This is a genomic window from Vibrio sp. NH-UV-68, assembly GCF_042940635.1.
GTDB lineage: Bacteria > Pseudomonadota > Gammaproteobacteria > Enterobacterales > Vibrionaceae > Vibrio > Vibrio pacinii.
Window position 1 is genome coordinate 90,605 of the sequence record NZ_CP134975.1, and the last position, 19,858, is coordinate 110,462.

Genomic DNA, 19,858 nt, shown 5'->3' on the forward strand with positions numbered 1-19,858 from the left:
GCGTTAAACTTATCAAAACAAAAGTAAATCCCCGTGAGTAGTGATACTAACGGGGATTTTTTTGGGCATTACCTCATCAATGATAAACTCGATGAGGACTACAACACCGCAATGACATCAGAAGGAGTGTTGGGTGCAACGGCATCACCGTAATGAAATTTAATCACAGTGCGTCTTTTCTCCATGGTTCCTTCTGTTATCGCCGCATCGATTATGCGTCTCGGCAAGCGAAAACGCATGGCGTAGCCTTTACCTTGATGTTCGCTATAACTATCGAGTGACAACAATTGAAATAGCCTATCGAGTGTCTCTTGAGGCTCTTCCTGAGAAACGGAGATCGCGTCACCACTTTGATCGGTCTCATAGCTTGGGTGCTCTGAGGGATCCCATGATGATTGTTTGCGCCGTTTTTCATCTGCAGTCACTTTTCGTTCTGCGTTACTCTTGGTCAATGCAAGCGTTGGGGCAATTGGCTCACGGACTTTATTGTCCCTGGCGGCTTGCTCCGTTTGCACATTAACCGATGGGGCGATGAGTGGAACACTTACGTTCGTAGGTGATACGAGCATCGTTTAGTCTCCTCACGCCCAACCGGCAGAGTGGTCACTCTTTCGGTTAGTTTATTTATCGACCAACCATCTGAAACATTTAGCACATTTTACAGTTTGTTACCCATTATCGCTTATTGCACAATGGCGACGAGTTATCGATAAATCGCTTCACTTGTTCACAGAACGATTCAAATTCGGTCATAAAGGGGGCGTGAGATGACGCCGCAAACACAACGCTTTCACTATCTGGAGTCAGAGTATCAACATCACTGGCGACTTTGACGGGTACTAAGCCATCAAGGCGACCGTATAAACGCAGCATCGGCATGGTTAACTGAACAAGCTGGTGGCGATAGTCGATCTCTGCCAACAGATTCAATCCGGCCAGTAGCGACGTTGGATTGGGCGCTGGTCTGGAAAGTACCGCATGTTTGAGCTGCTTAACATCTTTACGCGCCGAAGGGCTGCCCATGGCTTGCAGCGCCATAAAGCGCTCGATGGTCAATTGGAAATCATCGACCAGTTGCTCGGTAAAAGCACTTAAGACTTGTGGCTGGATGCCTCGCCATGGTTTTTGCGCGGCAAACTTCGGCGAGCTAGCCACAGTGACAAGCTTACAGACTCGCAGTGGGTGGTGAAGGGCAATGTGAGTGGCGAGCAGGCCTCCGAGTGACCAACCGAGCCAAATTGCATTCTCTGGCGCATGCTTAAGGACTTGCTCGGCAAGATCGTCCATGCGTTCAAAGCTGGCTTGATGGCTGTGGCCAAAACCAGGTAAATCGACCACGTGAACACAGTAGTGTTGGCTGAGCGCTTCTACCGTGTTATGCCATACCGCGCCATTCATTCCCCAGCCGTGAACCAGCACTACGTCTTGACCGCGACCGCAGGTTTGCCAATAAAGCGGAGGTGAGTTGCTCTCATTTTGCTGCACTTTTTTCATCCTTCATCATGCTGCTTTGGCGCCATAATCGTTGTTCCAACTGGCCAAAGTGAAACTATGTTAGCGCAAACAATCAACAAATACATCGCGGACCTGTTGCCGATGCAGTGTGAGGTGTGTCAATTACTCTTGGCGGCCGACGAGCAGCAACTAGGGGTTTGCGCTACGTGTCAACACTATTTTTCACCAGTGCCGCGTTGCCAACGTTGCGGCTTAATGACGGTGGCTGAGCAAGTTGAGTGCGGACAGTGTTTAAAGCAGCCACCATACTGGCATAAGTTGTATTGTGTTGGTGATTACCAAGCGCCACTCTCTTCTTACGTGCATTTACTCAAGTACGAACGGCAATTCTGGCACGCCCGTAAGCTTGCGATGCTATTGGCACCACGTATCGACCAACCTGCCGATTTGATCACCTTTGTGCCCTTGCATTGGCGGCGTTATTTACAGCGAGGATTTAATCAAAGTGAGTTGCTTGCGCAGTCGTTAGCCAAACAACTTGCTGTGCCCCAGCAAGGCGTGTTTCGCCGTACTCGTGCAACTGCTCAGCAGCAAGGGTTAGACAAACACCAACGGATGAACAACATCCACAACGCTTTCGCATTGAAATCATTGCCAAATGTGAAGCGGGTAGCGATTGTTGATGATGTTTTAACCACAGGAAGTACCGTGCAGCATTTGTGCAAATTACTGCTTGATGCCGGGGTAAAAAGCGTTGATATTTATTGTATTTGTCGTACTCCTGAACCTGCGAGTTAGCCGAATTTGATGAATAGGGCTAGATCTCTCAATTTTCAGGAGTAGAATGGACAACTAATAGCCTACAAAATTACTCAGGTATTCGTCGTGTCAAATACAAATACAATTATTATTACTGAAACTGCCCAAAAACATTTTGCTAACCTACTGAGTCAGCAGCCAGAAGGCACTAATATTCGTGTGTTCGTTGTAAATCCAGGCACCCAAAACGCAGAGTGTGGTGTGTCTTACTGCCCACCAGAAGCCGTCGAAGCTACGGATACCGAACTCAGTTTCGACCACCTTACTGCTTATGTTGATGAACTCAGCTTACCTTTCCTAGAAGACGCTGAAATTGATTTTGTCACTGACAAAATGGGCTCTCAACTCACCCTGAAAGCACCGAATGCAAAAATGCGTAAAGTGTCTGACGATGCACCACTGGTTGAACGTGTTGAATACGCTATTCAAACTCAAGTAAACCCTCAGCTTGCTGGTCACGGTGGTCACGTTAGTTTGGTTGAAATCACTGATGATGGCATCGCGATCGTCGCATTTGGTGGCGGTTGTAATGGTTGTTCAATGGTTGATGTCACACTGAAAGAAGGCATCGAAAAAGAGTTACTGCAGCAATTTGAAGGTGAGTTGTCGGCGGTACGAGATGCAACTGAGCATGATCGCGGTGAGCATTCTTACTACTAAATTCGTATTAACCGAATGAAATACATAGGGTTGGCCACAAGGCGAACCCTTTTTTTTGATTTCAAACCCGGCTATTTTCTCCTATATTAATAGCATTCTCTTCGTGTAAAGGATCAAGCTTGTGGCCAAAATGACTCCACCAGAGATTATGGCGAAACAAACCGTCGCACAATCTCGATTATTCGCAATTGAAGCGCTCGACTTACGCTTTAGTAACGGTGAGCGGCGCACTTATGAGCGAATGAAACCGAGTGGTCGTAATGCGGTCATGATGGTGCCAATCACAGCGCAAGGCGATCTCTTGCTAGTGAGGGAATACGCGGCGGGTACGGAGCGCTATGAGTTGGGCTTTCCCAAGGGGTTGATTGACCCTGGCGAAAATGCCGAGCAAGCCGCAGTACGCGAGCTGAAAGAAGAAATAGGCTATGGCGCGAATAAGCTGACACCATTAAAGCAAGTGGTGCTGGCACCGTCTTATTTCTCAAGCCAAATGACCCTATTTATTGCAGAAGATCTATACTCAGAGCAATTAGAAGGGGATGAACCTGAGCCTTTGGATGTGGTGCGCTGGCCATTGGATCAGGCAGAAGAGTTACTGACGCACCTCGATTTTTGTGAAGCGCGGTCGATTACGGCGCTGCTACTTGCCTTGCGTATCTTACAAGCCTAATTATGACGACAGAGGTCATCGCCGCAGAGCATTAAGGATTATCTATGCCAATAACAAAAGATCTCTCTCATCACTTACCTGCCGTGATTGAAATTGCCCGCTCGGCAGGGCAGTTAATTCTCGAAATTTACGAGAAAAAGGAGTACCAAGCGTACACCAAAAGTGATGAAACACCCGTGACGAGCGCCGATATTGCTGCGCATAAATTGATTGTTGAAAAGCTCTCAGAATTGACACCAGACATTCCAGTGTTATCAGAAGAAGCGGCAGATATCAGCCTTACTCAGCGAGCGAGCTGGGATCGCTACTGGTTAGTTGACCCACTGGATGGCACCCAAGAATTTATTGCTCGTAGTGGTGATTTTGCCACGGTGATTGCACTGATCGAAAACAATCAACCAGTCATGGGCGTTGTCTATGGTCCGGTTTCCGGCGTAACGTATTACGCTTATCATGGTAAAGGTGCATGGAAGATTCCAGACCTAGACCAAAACGTGCGGATTAAAACCCACCAACATACAGGGCAATCAAGCCCCATCGCGATGGCCATCAGTCGTCGCCAAGACATTAACCGTATCACTCGCCGTATGAGTAGTGGATGGAACTACGATTTAGTGCCGCTCGGTTCTGCCGCATTGAAAGCGTGTTTGGTCGCCGAAGGTGCTGTCGACTGCTATCTTCGCCTTGGTCCAACCGGCGAATGGGATACCGCTGCGACACAATGCATTGTCGAAGAGGCGGGAGGGCGCATCCTAAGCACTCACCTTGATCCTTTGTCCTATAACGAGCGCGATACGTTAGAAAATCCTAATTTCATTGTTTTGGGTGACGAAAACTTACCTTGGGATCAGATCCTGAAAGTGAAGGATTAATGTTTATCCACTTTAGATTCCGAATATCTCGTTGCTCGATTCCGGAATGACGATGTTTTTACTGTCGTCATTCTGAACCGCGAGGAACGAGCGTGATTCAGAATCTGATTGACGACCTACGCTTTCGAATAGGCATCCCTATCGCCAAGCCATCTATCAATAATCGCGACAGCATTATCCGGATAGTTGTCATGAATATGGCGAGCTATCCGCTGAACTTCCGGAATTAAGCGTTGATCGCGCACTAAATCGGCAATCTTAAAATCCGCCATGCCAGTCTGTTTCGTCCCGAGCAATTCGCCAGGGCCGCGAATCTCTAGGTCGCGCTGAGCAATCACGAAACCATCATTACTTTCTCGGAGCACGCCAAGTCGTTTTTGCGCTGTCTTTGACAGAGGAGAGTGGTACAGCAGCACACAATGACTGGCAACGCTGCCTCGCCCGACTCGGCCCCGCAACTGGTGCAGTTGAGCTAGGCCTAGGCGCTCGGGGTTTTCGATGATCATCAGGCTCGAGTTAGGCACATCAACGCCCACTTCAATCACCGTGGTGGCAACCAACAAGTGCAGTTTGTTGTCTTTGAAGTCTTGCATCACGGCTTGTTTTTCTGCGGGCTTCATCCGACCGTGGACTAGGCCGATTTTAACATCCGGTAGCGTGCGTTGTAGCGCTTCGGCGGTATCCGCAGCCGCTTGTGCTTCAAGGACTTCAGACTCATCAATCAAAGTACACACCCAGTAAGCTTGCTTGCCTTCGGTTAAACACGCATGGCGCACCCTTTCGACAATATCATCACGCTTGGTATCAGGGATGGCGACCGTTTGAATCGGTGTCCGGCCCGGAGGTAGTTCATCAATGACTGATGTTTCAAGATCGGCATAAGCCGTCATTGCCAGCGTGCGTGGGATCGGCGTGGCTGTCATGATTAATTGGTGTGGATATGCGCCCTGCTTTTGGCCTTTCTCGCGTAACTCAAGACGTTGATGAACACCAAAGCGGTGTTGCTCATCAATGATCACTAAGGCGAGATGATGAAACGCAACGTGCTCTTGGAACAATGCATGGGTGCCGACCACCATTTTCGCTTCACCACTCGCGATGTCTGCTAACTGCGCCTCTTTGGCCTTACCTTTTAGTTTTCCGGCAAGCCAGCCTACCTTGATGCCCATCGGTTCAAGCCAGGTCGAAAAATTCACGGCATGCTGCTCTGCAAGCAGTTCGGTTGGAGCCATCAGGGCGACTTGATAGCCGTGCTCAAGCGCGCGCAGAGCGGCGAGCGCCGCGACTAAGGTTTTACCCGAGCCAACATCGCCTTGCACTAAACGCATCATCGGGTGCGGTTTGGCCAAGTCTTGTTCGATCTCTTGTACCACTCGCGTCTGAGCATTGGTGGGCGAAAACGGCAAGCCGGCCAGCAGTTGCTGTTTCAGCGTATTACGCTCTGCCAGAGGTAATGCCGCATCTTGCTGGCCTTTACTGCGCACCGAGAGCATCGATAAGTTTTGCGCCAACAACTCTTCCATGATTAAGCGAATCTGCGCTGGGTGTTGGCCGTTGTCAAATTGCTCTAAATCGATACTTGGAGGTGGCCGATGAATGGTATGCAACGCGTGGGCGAGGGTGATTTGACTATCGTAAAGGCCACTGGGTAACAGCTCTTGTACGGCGGCTTTATCGAGTAACTCTAATGCTTGGTCGGTGAGGTTACGCAAGGTAATTTGACGCAAGCCCTCAGTGGTTGGATAGACGGGCGTCAGGGTTTGCTCGACATCGGGTTGTTGATGGGCAGTGTGGAATTTGTAGTCGGGATGGACAATTTCGAGTCCGTAGCCACCGCGTTTAATCTCGCCATAAGCATGGACGGTTTTACCCTCGACAAAGTTATTTTTTATCGCGGCAGTAAAATTGAAAAAACGTAAAGTAATGGTGCCGTTACCATCGCTGATTTTGACCGCGAGCATTTTGCGTTTGCCAAATACAGTATCGACGCTCATTACTTTGCCTTGCACCGCAGCCCATAAACCCGCATGTAATTTGACGATCGGATAGAGGCGAGTTCGGTCTTCGTAGCGCAGTGGCAGATGAAAAAGCAGGTCTTGAACCGAGTTTAAGCCGACTTTTGCAAGTTTCTCGGCGACTTTCGCGCCTACCCCCGTAAGGGACGTGAGAGGAATTGCAGATAGCAGTTGCGACATAACAGGGCTCGGTAAGTCATTCAATCATTAACAATAGTTAACCACCGAGCTGTGTTTTTGTACAGGAAAAATGTCGTTACTTCTTCTGCATCTCGGCCCACCATTGATCGTCAGCGACAATTTGGCCCTGCTCATCTAACGTTGGGTACGGCAAACCTTTACGCTTTGCCACTTTGGCCAATACCGGATGACCACGTTCAAACAGCAGGCGGTGAATAGTCTGTTGTGGAACCGAGCTAATGTCATTGTCGTACATACCCGCCGCTTCACGTTGACGCTGCGCTTCGTACAAAATGACGGCGCTGGCGACGGAGACATTGAGTGACTGAACCATGCCGAGCATAGGAATCATGATGTCTTGATCGGCAAGTTGTTTGGCTTTGGCTGACGCGCCCGCTTTTTCGTTGCCGAGAATGATCGCTGTCGGTTTGGTGTAATCGACTTGGCGAAAATCGACCGCGCTATCAGAAAGATTCGTTACCAGCACTTGCATGCCTTGCGCTTTAAGCTCCGCAATCGCGGTGTCGATATCGTCATGAGTTTCAACATCAACCCAGTTACGCGCCCCCGCAGAAGTATGGCTGAGGGTGCGCATTTCATTGGGCCACACGGCGTGAATCTTATGAATACCTGTGGCATCGGCAGAGCGAATCACAGCAGAGACATTGTTGGGCTTATGCACGTCTTCAAGGCACAGAGTGAGATCGGCTTGACGCGCCTTTAATACTTGTTGGATTCGTTGGTAGCGTTCTAAGTTCATAGTGATAGTGTGAGGTTCGTAGCGCCAGTAATTGAGGCATTAAGTCAAAAATGTCCTTGCAGCAGTGGCGGCAAGGACATTTTATTACGGTTTGAACAACGAGTTAGTTCTTGCGGCGACGAACTTTTAACGTCTGTGGCATGGCTTTGATTTTACGCATGATGCCTGCAAGATGAACACGATCTTTGGTTGTGAGCAGCACAGTGACGGTGTACAAACGGCCATCGCGCTCTTCGGTTGAAAGACCATGGATGTTAGAGCCTGTGTTGGAGATAACATTGGTCAGTTCAGCAAGCGCACCTTGACGGTTTTGCACATCAATAGTGACTTCGGTAATAAACTCTTTGTCGTAATCGTCTGACCATTCAACGGCCATGTACTTATCGGGTTCTTTTTGGTAACCGCGTACGTTTGGACACGTTTCACGGTGAACCACCAGACCACGGCCGGGTGAAACGTGAGCGATAATGTGATCGTCAGGAATCGGATGACAGCAGTTAGCAAAGGTAAGCAAAATGCCTTCTGCACCACGAATAGGCAGTTTTTTCTTCGGCGAACCGTCGGCATTGACACTGATCGATTCAGTGAGCTCATCAGCATTGCCCAGTAAGCGGCGGGCGATGACGATACTCATTAATTCACCTAAGCCTATTGCCGCCAGCAAATCATCGACGCTAGCGACTTTAAGATCGGCCAAGACATGGTTGACGTTCTCTTCACTGATGTCTGACAGTGACAGTTCACCGAGCGCATGGTTGAGAAGACGGCGACCTAGCGTAATTGACTCTTCGCGGCGCATCGTCTTGAGAACTTGACGTATTTTAGTGCGCGCGCGTGAGGTCACCACGTAGTTGAGCCAAGCTGCGTTAGGGCGAGCCCCAGGTGCACTAATGATCTCGATGGTTTGACCATTTTTGAGTGATTTACTCAGAGGGTACGGATTGCGATCGACACGGGCACCAACACAGGTGTTGCCGACATCGGTATGCACCGCATAAGCAAAGTCAACGGCGGTCGCGCCAACAGGGAGTTCAACAATGCGACCTTTGGGCGTAAAGACGTAAATCTCATCTGGGAACAGGTCAGATTTTACGTTTTCAATAAATTCAAATGAGTTACCTGCGCTTTGTTGTAGCTCAAGCAGGCTTTGCATCCAACGCTGCGCTTTAACTTGCGCGGTTGTGCCTGTGCGATCTCCGTTACCTTTATAAGACCAGTGAGCGGCGACCCCTTTGTCGGCCATCTGATCCATATCTTCAGTACGGATTTGCACTTCAACAGGTACGCCGTGAGGGCCTATCATCGAAGTATGCAGCGATTGATAGCCATTGGCTTTCGGTACGGCGATGTAGTCTTTCATCCGTCCTGGGCGTGGTTTATACAAGCTGTGTACTTGGCCAAGAACGCGATAGCAGGTATCGGCATCTTGCACGACAACTCGGAACGCGTAGATATCCATAATGGTGTGGAAACGCTGCTCTTTGGTTTTCATCTTGTTGTAGATGGAGAACAGGTTTTTCTCACGACCGACCACACGCGCTTTCAAGCCGACCTCTTCGAGGCGACCTTCGATTTCAGTATGGATGCGCTGGATCATCTCTTTGCGATTGCCACGAGCGGATCGCACGACCTCTTTAAGTACCCGATAGCGATTCGGATAGAGCGCTTCAAACCCAAGCTCTTCGAGTTCGGTCTTGATGTTGTGGATACCGAGACGGTGGGCAAGTGGCGAGTAAATCTCTAACGTTTCGCGCGCAATACGGCGTTTCTTGTCTGGACGCAGTGCGCCAAGAGTACGCATGTTGTGGGTGCGGTCAGCGAGCTTGATCAGGATAACGCGGATGTCTTGCACCATGGCAAGCACCATCTTACGGAAGTTTTCTGCCTGGGCTTCTTTGCGATCGCGAAACTTGAGTTTATCAAGTTTAGACACGCCATCGACCAATTCAGCAACGGTATTGCCAAATTGCGCTTCTAACTCCTCTTTTGTAACTTCAGTATCTTCGATTACATCGTGGAGTAGAGCCGCTTGCAGAGTTTCGATATCAAGGCGCATTTCCGCCAAGATACGAGCCACAGCCACAGGGTGGATGATATAAGGTTCGCCGCTTGAACGGGTCTGCCCTTCATGAGCATCTTTCGCTACCACATAAGATTGACGCAGAGCCTCAATTTGAGGCTCTGTTAGGTATTCTTGGGCAACGTCTTTGAGGCTATCGAATAGATACAAACTTTAGATCCGGAAGATAGTTGTTGACGTGAAGATCTGATTAACGGCTGTGAGCGATGCTGCTTACGGCGGCTAATTCAGCGGCTTCTTGTTCTTGCTGCTCTTGACGCGCACGTGCGTCAAGGATGTCTTTAGTGATAAGACCTTCTTCGATCTCGCGAAGAGCGATGACCGTTTGCTTATCATTCTCTTCTGGCACTAGTGAATCTTTACCGCCGGTTTGCATTTGACGAGCGCGGCGTGCCGCAATGAGAACTAGGTCGAAACGGTTACCAACTTTTTCAACAGCGTCTTGAACAGTTACGCGTGCCATGAGAACTCCAAATTAGTTTACTAAAATCTTGAATGACGAGAAATTATACAGGGTGTGAGTTCCTAGTGTCTAGGAACTCTTTCTCTTTAAGGGGATTATTCCGCTAAAAGCGCGTCAAGCATGCCTTTATATTTATCAGCTTGTTTGTCTTGCTTTAATCTTTCAGCGCGGATGATGGCCTTAAAGTCCATCAGTGCGTTGTCGAAGTCATCATTAATGATGACGTAGTCGTACTCGCGATAGTGTGAGATTTCCGCTTTCGCTTCTGCCATGCGCTTGGCAATAACGGCTTCACTGTCTTGACCACGAGCGTTAAGACGGCGTTCTAACTCACCGTTTGACGGTGGCAGAATAAATAAGCTTTTTGCTTGCGGCATTTGCTGACGAATTTGACGGGCACCTTGCCAGTCAATATCCAGAAAGACATCAATGCCTTTTTCTAAGTTGCTTTCAATCCAAACGCGCGACGTGCCGTAGTAGTTGCCGAACACTTCGGCGTACTCAAGGAATTCGCCTTTTTCAATCAGCTCTTCAAAGAGATCTTTTTGCACAAAGTGGTAGTGAATGCCATCTTGCTCACCAGGGCGCATGCCACGAGTGGTATGCGAAACCGATACTTTCATTGCATAGGTAGGGTTGGTTTCTAGCATGGCTGAAATCAGACTCGATTTTCCCGCACCGCTTGGTGCCGATACGATATACAGAGTGCCTTTACCCATAGGGACATTCTCACATTTGGTTTGGTGATGGCTAACAGAGATCTGCTGACCATTATAAAGATAGCACTGACCGAGATTTTTCACCGAGTTGGTCAAATTTAGGTCAGAAAAATGGACGCGAAGAGTAGCATAAATAGGCGCTCTAGAACAACTATAGCAGGGGTGAGTGTGAGTAAGGAGACGCAAACCACCAGTAATCTCAGACGGATTGAATTCATCGATCAAAAGGCAAACGTTTGCTTTTGTTCTCTTTTAAGCCAGAAAAGCGTTGAGTTTTGATGAGAGATTCGTACAATGCCGCGCAAACGTTTAAATGCTGTATATGTTTAGTAAATTGGACTGAACGTCTCTACCACCGAGCCTATCTTGGTGACTACAGTTTTGTTAGTGGTTAGCGTCTGTTTCGTTCTCTATCAGCATTTGACTCCGTTCCTGTTTATTTAATCGTTAAGGTTTGATTGTGAGTCTCGATACCGCTGTAAAAGCCCAGAATAACCCTGGCATCCTAGAGTCCATTTTTAAAATTTCTGAGCGTAAAACCACCATTGGCACAGAGCTGTATGCTGGCTTTATTACCTTCTTAGCTATGAGCTATATCCTTGCGGTTAACCCAGCGATTTTGGGTGGCATACCAGGGATGGACAAAGGCGCGGTTTTTACTGCCACGGCTTTAGCGGCAGCGGCAGCTACTCTGATTATGGGGATTTGGGGTAATTATCCAGTGATGCTTGCACCGGGTATGAGCATGAACGGCTTCTTTAAAGGGATGTTGTTGAGTGGCTCTGTCGCCTTAGTGTGGCACGAAGCATTATTCGGTATTTTCCTTTCTGGCGTGCTGTATCTGATTCTATCGATGACCAATATTCGTAAATCGATGATTGAGTCGATTCCGGAAGATCTTAAGCTGGCCATTACTGTCTCTCTCGGTCTATTCATTGCCTTCTTGGGGCTAAAGAATGCGGGAATTATTGTTTCCAATCCGATCATCTTGGTGAGTATGGGCGATATCTCTGAGCCGAAAGTCATCATTGCTTACCTGAGTATCTTCATTGCGCTTGGCTGTATGATTCGCGATATCAAGTTGGCGACCTTTATCTCTTTTATTTCAGCGATTGCTCTGACGGTTTTGGCTGATGTGGTGATGGGAACCAACAATGCGCCGATGCCAGAGCAATTTATTACTGCGCCGCCAAGTATGGAAAGCAGTTTCGGCGCCGTATTTAACTTCTCGGGCCTGACGGCAGAGAAGATGTTCGATCTGCTGTTTATTGTCATTATCTTTCTGATTGTCGATTTCTTTGATGGTTTGAGCACTATCATCGGTGTTGGCCGTGACGCGGGGATCATCGATAAAGACGGTAAAGTGCCAAATGCTCGCTCTGCGCTAGTGGCGGATGCGGGAGGCACTGTGATTGGTTCTGTGTTGGGAACCACGTCAATTACGGCGTTTTCAGAGTCAGGTATTGCCTCGTCTCAAGGTGCGAAAACAGGTTTGGCGGCGGTTGTGGTTGCTGGCTTATTCCTTGTGTCTCTGTTTCTATACCCGCTCTTCTCAATTTTTTCTGCTGCGATGGTGGCACCCGCCATGGTTGTGGTCGGTATCTACATGATTGGTCGTTTGGGGCAGATTCAGTGGGAACAAAAAGAGTCTCGCATTGCGGCCTTCTTTACCATTATGTTCACGGTATTGAGTTTCTCGCCTGCAAACGGCATGGCAATGGGCTTTATTAGTTACGCTTTCTCTATGGTCGTGGCGGGCAAGCGTAAACAAGTCCACCCTGTTATTTATGTTCTGTGTGGTCTATTTATGAGTTACTTGATTCTGCTTTAGTAACTAGCGGGCTAAATACGAATGGCTTTGCGTCGCGCAAGGCCATTTTTTATGGTCAGATACCAGAGCCACATCGTTCGTGTTACTGGCCGTATGGCATGAATCGAACGTTAAGTAAGATGAGTTAAATAAAACAAAGCCCAGCAAACGCTGGGCTTTGTACAATAGAAATCGATGATTATTCGATGTTCTGGATCTGAATATCGAACTTGAAAATAATTGATTTAAAATCAATAAATTAAATTTGGTATCATGTGTTTTTATATTATTGGCCACCATTTTAGTCGCCATTTTCACCACCACTAGAGGGGGACGTTAGTTTTTTATAGGCGTCTTTAATCAAACTCTCTACATACTCATTCTTTTTCATGCGACGAGCGCTTGCTAGCTCATCAAGCTGGCTTTTGACATCATTGTGAAGAACAAAGCTACACGCTTTCTTACCTATCATATTGTCTCTATGTTTCTTTTGGTGCCAAGCTTTGTTGATGTTAATCAGGAATAGTTTTTTTGAATAGCCACCAAATTAGTAGACACTCTTTAACTTGATTTCATATTGCTTTTCATACTCTACTGGCGACAACTGATTATTGGAACCATGTCGGCGTTTAATGTTGTAGAACATCTCAATATATTCGAAGATGTCCATACGAGCTTCCTCTCTCGTGGTGTAGATCTTCCGCTTAATTCTTTCTCTTTTGAGTAACTGGAAAAAACTCTCGGCAACCGCATTGTCATGACAGTTACCACGGCGACTCATACTTGATTCAAGACCATGCTGTTTCAAAAACCTGTCCCAGTCATGGCTGGTATACTGGCTTCCTTGATCTGAGTGAATGAGTACTTTTTCTACTGGTGAACGACGCCAAATAGCCATCAGCAAAGCATCAAGGACAAGCTCTTTGGTTATTCTACTTTTCATTGACCAACCAATTACCCGCCGAGAGAACAGGTCTACAACTACCGCCAGATACAGCCAACCTTCGTGCGTTTTGATGTATGTAATATCAGTTACCCACGATTGATTGGGCTTGTGCGGGTTGAACTCTCGGGCGAGCTTGTTAGAAACAATGATGTTTTCGACACCACCTTTGGGACGTGGCTTTCGATAACCTCTTTGCGACTGAATACCTTCTCGCTTCATTAGACGATGAACTTGGTTAATTCCACAGATTTCCCCTTCATCTCGTAGGTCACTGTAGATTTTTCGATAACCATACACACAGCCTGACTCCAGCCAAAACTGCTTTATCAGTCCGAGAAGGTATTTTCGCCGCTTTTCTTGTCTACTATCTGGATTTTTTAGCCAAGAATAATAACCACTTGGGTGAATTCCAAAGACTTTACACATGCGTCGAACAGACCAGATTGTCTGATTCGCTTTAATAAAGGCATACCTCAGTCGGACTGGCTTGCGAAGTACACCGCGGCTTTTTTTAGTATGTCTCGCTCTTCTGTTACTCGCTGCAATTCCTTTTTAAGTCGACGAATTTCAGCACTTTCATCAGATTGAGCTTGGTATTGTGAGGAGTTGGGACCGTAGCGTTTAACCCACGCATACAAACTATGGCTTGTTGTTCCTAGTCGCGCTGCAACATCAGACACGCTATGACCTTTTTCAGTCACTTGTTTGATTGCTTCAATTTTAAATTCTTCTGGATATCTCTTGCTGCTCATAAGCACCTCTCTATTAGTCATTTTGTCTAACTAAAAGGTGTCTATCAAGTCGGTGGCTATTCATCCTTCCCCATATAAGCAGCCCAATCACGCAGGGCTGCTTTAGATTATGGTTGCTGTTTATCTTGTCGTTTAGCCCAGTTGTAACCACTGTAGTGGCATAGTGAATTTGGTCACTTAGTTAGAGGTGATATCATCACCTCATAAGTTAACAGGTGACACTATGACAAAACGTACAAGACGACTATTTAGCGCTGAATTTAAGTTAGAAGCAGCTCAGTTAGTCCTAGACCAAAATTACTCAGTGACTGAAGCAGCCCAAGCCATGAATGTGGGCAAGTCCACGATGGATAAGTGGGTTCGCCAGCTTAGAGAAGAGCGCCAAGGAAAAACACCGAAAGCTTCACCGATGACCCCTGAGCAAATAGAAATTCGGGAATTAAAAAAGAAGTTGGCTCGCCTTGAAGAGCATAATGAAATATTAAAAAAAGCCACGGCTCTGTTGATGTCGGACTCACTGAACAATTCTTGATAATCAAGAAACTCAAGCAGAGCTACAGCGTAAAAACATTATGCGAAGTCTTCAATGTTCATCGAAGTAGTTATCACTATTGGCTTAAACGCCCAACGGTAATTAACGCTGAAACAGTAAAGTTGCGCAGCTTGGTCAGTGAGGCTCACGCTGCAAGCAATGGCTCTGCGGGAGCTAGAACCATTGCAGATATAGTCACAAATCAGGGTGTAAAGCTGAGCCGATACCGAGCAACAAAACTTATGAGAACGCTTGGTTTAGTGAGTTGCCAAGTGCCAAAACATCGTTACCGAAAAGCTTCACAAGAACATATTGACGTTCCAAATCACTTAGGTCGTCAGTTTGCGGTTACCGCCCCAAATGAGGTCTGGGCTGGTGATGTGACGTATATTTGGACAGGTAATCGGTGGATGTATTTAGCCGTTGTTATCGATCTTTTTGCCCGAAAAGTGATTGGCTGGTCGATGTCTCTATCACCTGATTCTAAACTAACAGGCAAAGCTCTTTCGATAGCTTATGAGTCACGTGGTAAGCCTAAAGGTGTTATGTTCCATAGCGATCAAGGCAGTCATTATACTAGCCGTAAATACCGTCAATTGCTGTGGCGTTTTCAAATAAAACAGAGTTTATCTCGCCGAGGAAATTGTTGGGATAATGCGCCGATGGAGCGTTTCTTTAGAAGTCTGAAGACTGAATGGGTGCCAACTGTGGGTTATCGTAGCTTCGCTGAGGCTCAACAAGAGATTACCCGTTACATTATCGGATACTACTGCCAACTCAGACCACATCAGTATAACGGTGGTCTAACTCCCAATGAATCAGAACGATTATATTGGGAAAACTCTAAAACCGTGGCCAATTTTAGTTGACCACTACACACTCACTACGCCATAGATGAACAATTCGATTAAGGTCTTAGTAGGTTGGTGGGGATTCACCATTCGCCTCCTTGTTGATGTGGTACAAGCCTGCGCCAACGATAAAGCCAGCAATAAAAACAAATGGCATAAGTGCCTCCTGCTTAGTTTGATTTTAAGAAAAGTGCATAAATGGAAGCCTGCGATTGGCTGGCTTCAGGAAGGTAATGTGTGGTTGAAAAAAGTTGGAGTGTGGTGATTTACGCAATCGTTCACAAGCAATGCTTGGGTTCACTCGTTAGAGGCTGAGCTGCGTCGCAGTTAATGTCGAGGTCAACGATAAATCCCTAATAAATGACAATGGTACGAGACCTCCTTAAACACAGACATATAGCGTGTAATAAGTTGATTGCCTTCAATGTTGGAATGCTAATTATCAGTGATGCTTTATATGTCTCTTCTCTGGATGTAATTCTTGCGTTGCACTTTTAAGTTATTGATTAAAAAGGAATTTATTAAGGGGCTGTTTCGGTTGTAAATTTCAATATATTTGATTTTCAAATAAGTTTTTAACTTTAGTTTAGGTTACTATCGAGCATGAATTTTTATTAAGGTGGCAACTAAATATGGATTTTGAACGGTATCCTTTAGCTCTTGTAAACTGGTCAGGAGGTAAGAAAGGTGGATATAGACAGCCCTTTCAAGAAGCTTCAGGAAGGCCCTTGGATAAACAACTGACGACCCCTTTAGTTAGAAAGTTGTCTAACTGGGTTGAATCGTTATTATCCGGGAAACCTAATACTCCATTTGCTGTTTTGCTCGTGGGTGGCCCTGGTAACGGGAAGACCGATGCTGTAGAAGGTGCCGTTACTGAGTTTGACCGTCAGTTAGGTGCAGAGGGCCAGATTATTGCTCAGTTTGAAACTCAATACCTTTGCGCCAAAGATGAGCTGCCTCCTCGGAGAGCAGTTGCGTCTTTTGATGAGTTAGTTACCGAGGATTGCAGATTCTTTCCAGAAATAAGGTTGGTTCAAGACGCTACTGAAAAAGAACCATCTCGACCTGATGAATCGGCTGAATCACTCTTACTTGAAGAGCTCTCTGAAATTTACCGTGGGGAGTACAAAGGAATATTTCTGGGTTGCGTCAATCGAGGTATTTTAGCTAATACATCAGCATTAGCTATCCGTAAAGGAGATACTGAATTAGCTAATTTCTTAAATGACATAGTCGCCGCTGCAAGTGGAGGCGTTGATGCTTTGGAGTGTTGGCCTCTTGGGAAGACTCGCTTGGCATTATGGCCTATGGATGTAGAGTCTTTAGTCGCTCCTTTGGATGGTAATGTCAAAAACACAGTTTTTCATCAAATGCTTGAAAAAACACTAGCTGATGAAAATTGGAATCAGCCTTGTGAGAACAAGTCAGACTGTCCATTTTGCCAGAATAAGATATTGCTAGAGAAAAAAAAAGCACAGGATAATATAGTTCAATTCCTGTACCACTACGAATTAGCTTCAGGAAAGCGTTGGACGTTTCGAGATCTATACTCCCTAGTTTCATACCTATTTATCGGAGAAACAAGTTCGCTTGTTGTGGATGGTAAGGATTACTCTCCTTGTGACTGGACAGCCGAAATGCTCCGGAACGAACAGAAAGGTCCTTATACTCTGCCAGGGGTTAAAGCCCGTTATATGTTAATGAACAGATTATACCACCATCGTTTATTTACAAACTGGCCGCGCTTAACGACTGGGGAACATAACAAAGCACAAAAGGCAATATTTAATAATTCTAAAACTAAAGGCTCTCTTGGAGAAGCTCCTATCTATTTGGCTAAGTTTCATTTTAAAACTCTAAAGTCTCTTGCTGAAAAAGAGCATAGTGCTATAAGTGAGCTCCTTTCTGGTGATTTTTCCAGTTATATGGATCCAGCATTGGCAGATGGTGATGCTGTACTTTTTGTTCAAAAAAGTACAGGGGAAGAAGTTAGTGTGGATCTGCTCGAAGAGCATTTTAGTCTCTCTGTAAATGAAGGCTTAGAGTTAGTTTCAAGCCGAGTAACAAATATTGAGAGGAAGTTATTAATACAACTAGCTACAGCCGACGAGGCGCTATCTGAACAGCACCACCCAACTAAATTTTCAAATCAAGCGCGAATGTTACAAGGGAGTGTTCGTCAATTTGCTGCGCGTATAGCAAAGCGAAGCTTAGGGCTTCGATATGGTGTATCTAAGGATGCACTGCTGTTTACTAGTTTTGCAAAATTACATTTGAGTGATGATAATTATGACGATGTAGAAGATCTCGTTGAGCAGCTAGTTAATGAAGACACGCGCTTTTTCAAGATCCCTTTGTCAACCACATTTGGTCAACCTGTAGCACGTAGAGACAGGGATGTATCACTGCGTGTTCGCAATGTGAAGACCTCGATGCAAATGTTTAGAGGTAATGATTCTAGACCAGCTCATCGTTCTCCTTATATAAAAATTCATAAACGGCATGTACCAGTTACATTTGCGCTCTATAAGGCTTTGAGCGAAATTGAGGATGGGCTTGATGCGGCCTCCCTTCCACAAGAAGTATTTGCATTGATCGATGAAGTAAAATCAGTTACTGCCGGTCAGGTTGCTAGAGATAAGGATTTTGTTGATGGAAATATTGATCTTACTATTGGTAAAGAGACATACCCATTAAAAGTTGGAAGTAAGATTAGGTTCAGGGGAAGAAATTAAATGAAAAGTTTAGATGATTATTTAGATAGCCCCTGGGGTAGCAATCACACTATTTATAAAGAAAGCTTCCTTAATATAACACCTGCGCCAGAAGTTGCCACAGGCGAAATTTTGTTAGCTTCTCTCTACCGCAACGTAGGTTTTTACGATCATTCAGGCGTTAGTGAACATGTTTGGAATTTAGGAACACCGTTTAAAAAACAGTTGGAAAAAGAAAAGCTACCTTCGAATACAAAAAGTCCAGTAGGCTTTGAAGCGCAATTATGGGGGAAGGTTGTCAACAGGGCTATCGCGACTCCTAAATTATCTGGGCAATCTAGCAAACGAGGGAACCAAGTCACTCCACTTGTCCCTGATGCAACCTTGTATTACATGTCTGCACGTTTGACTGGGAAACCTTGGAATCCAGGTAAGCTTATTGCAAGTATGTTAGCGCTAGGTACCGGAGACTACGCTGTTGCTCTGGCTATTTGGCACAAGTTGTATGAAAAGCTAAGCGTAACAGTAGAAGAAGATGATATTTGGGCTCAAATGATTCAATCAGAGTTTGAAGCTTGGAGAGTTGACTCAATTTGTGACGCTTGGCAAAAGCCTTCAGTATTCCCGTACTCTGAAAGTACTTTTGTAAAAAACTTTAATTTGGATTCTCCTGCAAAACGTTTTGTAGAAGACTTAGAGTTTGTTCTTAATTTAAAGCAAGGACTCACTCGTCGCCAGTGGATCAGTATGCTTGAGTCTTTATGTCGAGTAGGTAGTAGCGCTCATGTAAACTGGTTGTGCCATGGCAATGATATTTGCAGAGAAATAATTGAACAAACGTTGCTAAAGGGGACCATTCTCAGTGAGGTAGAGGTTGCTGAAACGATTTCTAAAGGGCAAGAGTTTTGGAGTGTGGGGCAGTTAGCTACAAAGCCTATAAAGGAAGGTGCTAGGCGTTACATCGAAGGGAGAGGAGCATTGAATTTAATATTGTACATGTTAGAAAATGCCAACTTTGATATGTCTCGGATTAGCTTGGCTTCTCCCGCCAAAATTAACGAGACTCTGGTGTACCTAGCATCAGCAAGAGAAAAGTTTGATTTTGATAAGTATCTCTCTAGCTTCTCTTTGATGATGGAAAGAGACAGTAAGATCGCTGACTGTAAAAAAGGGACATCGAAAAATGTTTTAGAGTTTTTGGAACATATAGCGCGTCAGCGTATTACATCTGAACCCGGTTTGGAAAGTTATGATCAGGGTTATTATATTGAAAAAAGGGGCAATTATGCTAGTGCTCCTTGGGTTGTTGGATTGGGTCCTTTATCTATTTTACTAATGGTTCATTGTGCTGCTAGTAGAGCTGTCGGCCCTTGCACTGTTCAGCATTTATGTGAGCAGTTGGCAAGGTACGGAATTAATGCCGAATTAGCACTTGGAACCGGTGAAATTCTAAATAAGAAATTAAGAGATATGTCCATTGCCGTAGATAGTCCAGATGCCGAAGGCGGTATGGTTATTGTCAGCCCATTGACCGAGCTTGGACTAAAAGGAAAGTAA

17 protein-coding genes and 1 riboswitch are annotated in these 19,858 nt (G+C 45.9%); of the genes, 8 read left to right on the forward strand and 9 right to left on the reverse strand.

The window, feature by feature from the left end:
• Window positions 1-98: 98 nt before the first annotated feature.
• Both ViNHUV68_RS00430 and bioH read right to left on the reverse strand, forming a co-directional pair.
• A complete protein-coding gene (locus ViNHUV68_RS00430) occupies window positions 99-569 on the reverse strand; it encodes an ATP-dependent Lon protease (RefSeq protein ID WP_391088806.1) in 471 nt (156 codons plus the stop codon).
• Window positions 570-675: 106 nt separating this feature from the next.
• Window positions 676-1,494, reverse strand: coding sequence for a pimeloyl-ACP methyl ester esterase BioH (bioH, locus tag ViNHUV68_RS00435; protein ID WP_038175427.1), 819 nt, complete (start codon window positions 1,492-1,494; stop codon window positions 676-678).
• Window positions 1,495-1,551: 57 nt separating this feature from the next.
• On the opposite strand from bioH, the gene ViNHUV68_RS00440 reads away from it, so the two are divergent.
• The 4 genes from ViNHUV68_RS00440 to cysQ all read left to right on the forward strand — a co-directional run bounded on the left by ViNHUV68_RS00440 (window position 1,552) and on the right by cysQ (window position 4,476).
• Window positions 1,552-2,253, forward strand: coding sequence for a ComF family protein (locus ViNHUV68_RS00440; RefSeq protein WP_038175426.1), 702 nt, complete (start codon window positions 1,552-1,554; stop codon window positions 2,251-2,253).
• An 87-nt stretch (window positions 2,254-2,340) separates the two neighbouring features.
• Window positions 2,341-2,934, forward strand: coding sequence for a Fe-S biogenesis protein NfuA (gene nfuA / locus ViNHUV68_RS00445; RefSeq protein WP_051686530.1), 594 nt, complete (start codon window positions 2,341-2,343; stop codon window positions 2,932-2,934).
• 121 nt (window positions 2,935-3,055) lie between these two features.
• Window positions 3,056-3,604: an ADP compounds hydrolase NudE gene (gene nudE, locus ViNHUV68_RS00450; RefSeq protein WP_038175424.1), complete on the forward strand. Its 549-nt coding sequence runs from the start codon at window positions 3,056-3,058 to the stop codon at window positions 3,602-3,604.
• A 44-nt stretch (window positions 3,605-3,648) separates the two neighbouring features.
• Window positions 3,649-4,476 carry a 3'(2'),5'-bisphosphate nucleotidase CysQ gene (gene cysQ / locus ViNHUV68_RS00455; protein WP_038175423.1) on the forward strand — a complete coding sequence of 276 codons (828 nt, stop codon included), beginning with the start codon at window positions 3,649-3,651 and terminating at the stop codon, window positions 4,474-4,476.
• A gap of 116 nt (window positions 4,477-4,592) precedes the next feature.
• Here the strand turns inward: cysQ and recG are convergent, their stop codons facing one another.
• The 5 genes from recG to gmk all read right to left on the reverse strand — a co-directional run bounded on the left by recG (window position 4,593) and on the right by gmk (window position 10,693).
• Window positions 4,593-6,671: an ATP-dependent DNA helicase RecG gene (gene recG / locus ViNHUV68_RS00460; protein WP_391088809.1), complete on the reverse strand. Its 2,079-nt coding sequence runs from the start codon at window positions 6,669-6,671 to the stop codon at window positions 4,593-4,595.
• Window positions 6,672-6,747: 76 nt separating this feature from the next.
• The gene (gene trmH, locus ViNHUV68_RS00465) at window positions 6,748-7,431 is read right to left on the reverse strand and encodes a tRNA (guanosine(18)-2'-O)-methyltransferase TrmH (RefSeq protein WP_391088811.1); all 684 of its coding nucleotides are present in this window, start codon (window positions 7,429-7,431) and stop codon (window positions 6,748-6,750) included.
• Window positions 7,432-7,534: 103 nt separating this feature from the next.
• Window positions 7,535-9,661, reverse strand: coding sequence for a bifunctional GTP diphosphokinase/guanosine-3',5'-bis pyrophosphate 3'-pyrophosphohydrolase (gene spoT, locus ViNHUV68_RS00470; RefSeq protein ID WP_038175419.1), 2,127 nt, complete (start codon window positions 9,659-9,661; stop codon window positions 7,535-7,537).
• A 40-nt stretch (window positions 9,662-9,701) separates the two neighbouring features.
• Window positions 9,702-9,974 carry a DNA-directed RNA polymerase subunit omega gene (rpoZ, locus tag ViNHUV68_RS00475; protein ID WP_038175418.1) on the reverse strand — a complete coding sequence of 91 codons (273 nt, stop codon included), beginning with the start codon at window positions 9,972-9,974 and terminating at the stop codon, window positions 9,702-9,704.
• Between the two features lie 95 nt (window positions 9,975-10,069).
• A complete protein-coding gene (gene gmk / locus ViNHUV68_RS00480; RefSeq protein WP_391090221.1) occupies window positions 10,070-10,693 on the reverse strand; it encodes a guanylate kinase in 624 nt (207 codons plus the stop codon).
• 296 nt (window positions 10,694-10,989) lie between these two features.
• A riboswitch (purine riboswitch) is annotated at window positions 10,990-11,089 on the forward strand.
• 64 nt (window positions 11,090-11,153) lie between these two features.
• Here gmk and ViNHUV68_RS00485 point away from each other — a divergent pair.
• Entirely contained in the window at window positions 11,154-12,524 is a 1,371-nt protein-coding gene (locus tag ViNHUV68_RS00485) for a solute carrier family 23 protein (protein WP_391088813.1), read from the forward strand.
• Between the two features lie 280 nt (window positions 12,525-12,804).
• Here the strand turns inward: ViNHUV68_RS00485 and ViNHUV68_RS00490 are convergent, their stop codons facing one another.
• On the reverse strand, window positions 12,805-12,975 hold the full coding sequence (locus ViNHUV68_RS00490; RefSeq protein ID WP_391088815.1) for a hypothetical protein: 171 nt from the start codon (window positions 12,973-12,975) through the stop codon (window positions 12,805-12,807).
• Window positions 12,976-13,050: 75 nt separating this feature from the next.
• A protein-coding gene (locus ViNHUV68_RS00495) for an IS3 family transposase (RefSeq protein ID WP_391088816.1) occupies window positions 13,051-14,201 on the reverse strand; the annotation gives its coding sequence in 2 pieces (ribosomal slippage) (window positions 13,051-13,964 and window positions 13,964-14,201; 1,152 coding nt in all).
• Window positions 14,202-14,424: 223 nt separating this feature from the next.
• Here ViNHUV68_RS00495 and ViNHUV68_RS00500 point away from each other — a divergent pair.
• The 3 genes from ViNHUV68_RS00500 to ViNHUV68_RS00510 all read left to right on the forward strand — a co-directional run bounded on the left by ViNHUV68_RS00500 (window position 14,425) and on the right by ViNHUV68_RS00510 (window position 19,858).
• A protein-coding gene (locus ViNHUV68_RS00500; RefSeq protein ID WP_391087173.1) for an IS3 family transposase occupies window positions 14,425-15,602 on the forward strand; the annotation gives its coding sequence in 2 pieces (ribosomal slippage) (window positions 14,425-14,683 and window positions 14,683-15,602; 1,179 coding nt in all).
• Window positions 15,603-16,216: 614 nt separating this feature from the next.
• A complete protein-coding gene (locus ViNHUV68_RS00505) occupies window positions 16,217-18,322 on the forward strand; it encodes a hypothetical protein (RefSeq protein ID WP_391088818.1) in 2,106 nt (701 codons plus the stop codon).
• Window positions 18,323-19,858 carry a hypothetical protein gene (locus ViNHUV68_RS00510; RefSeq protein ID WP_391088820.1) on the forward strand — a complete coding sequence of 512 codons (1,536 nt, stop codon included), beginning with the start codon at window positions 18,323-18,325 and terminating at the stop codon, window positions 19,856-19,858.

What these genes read in the sequence shown, in the direction of transcription:
- ViNHUV68_RS00430 (WP_391088806.1), bottom strand. Translation starts at nt 569, where the DNA reads ATGCTCGTATCACCTACGAACGTAAGTGTTCCACTCATCGCCCCATCG.
- bioH (WP_038175427.1), bottom strand. Translation starts at nt 1,494, where the DNA reads ATGAAAAAAGTGCAGCAAAATGAGAGCAACTCACCTCCGCTTTATTGG.
- ViNHUV68_RS00440 (WP_038175426.1), top strand. Translation starts at nt 1,552, where the DNA reads ATGTTAGCGCAAACAATCAACAAATACATCGCGGACCTGTTGCCGATG.
- cysQ (WP_038175423.1), top strand. Translation starts at nt 3,649, where the DNA reads ATGCCAATAACAAAAGATCTCTCTCATCACTTACCTGCCGTGATTGAA.
- recG (WP_391088809.1), bottom strand. Translation starts at nt 6,671, where the DNA reads ATGTCGCAACTGCTATCTGCAATTCCTCTCACGTCCCTTACGGGGGTA.
- trmH (WP_391088811.1), bottom strand. Translation starts at nt 7,431, where the DNA reads ATGAACTTAGAACGCTACCAACGAATCCAACAAGTATTAAAGGCGCGT.
- rpoZ (WP_038175418.1), bottom strand. Translation starts at nt 9,974, where the DNA reads ATGGCACGCGTAACTGTTCAAGACGCTGTTGAAAAAGTTGGTAACCGT.
- gmk (WP_391090221.1), bottom strand. Translation starts at nt 10,693, where the DNA reads ATGGGTAAAGGCACTCTGTATATCGTATCGGCACCAAGCGGTGCGGGA.
- ViNHUV68_RS00490 (WP_391088815.1), bottom strand. Translation starts at nt 12,975, where the DNA reads ATGATAGGTAAGAAAGCGTGTAGCTTTGTTCTTCACAATGATGTCAAA.
- ViNHUV68_RS00505 (WP_391088818.1), top strand. Translation starts at nt 16,217, where the DNA reads ATGGATTTTGAACGGTATCCTTTAGCTCTTGTAAACTGGTCAGGAGGT.
- ViNHUV68_RS00510 (WP_391088820.1), top strand. Translation starts at nt 18,323, where the DNA reads ATGAAAAGTTTAGATGATTATTTAGATAGCCCCTGGGGTAGCAATCAC.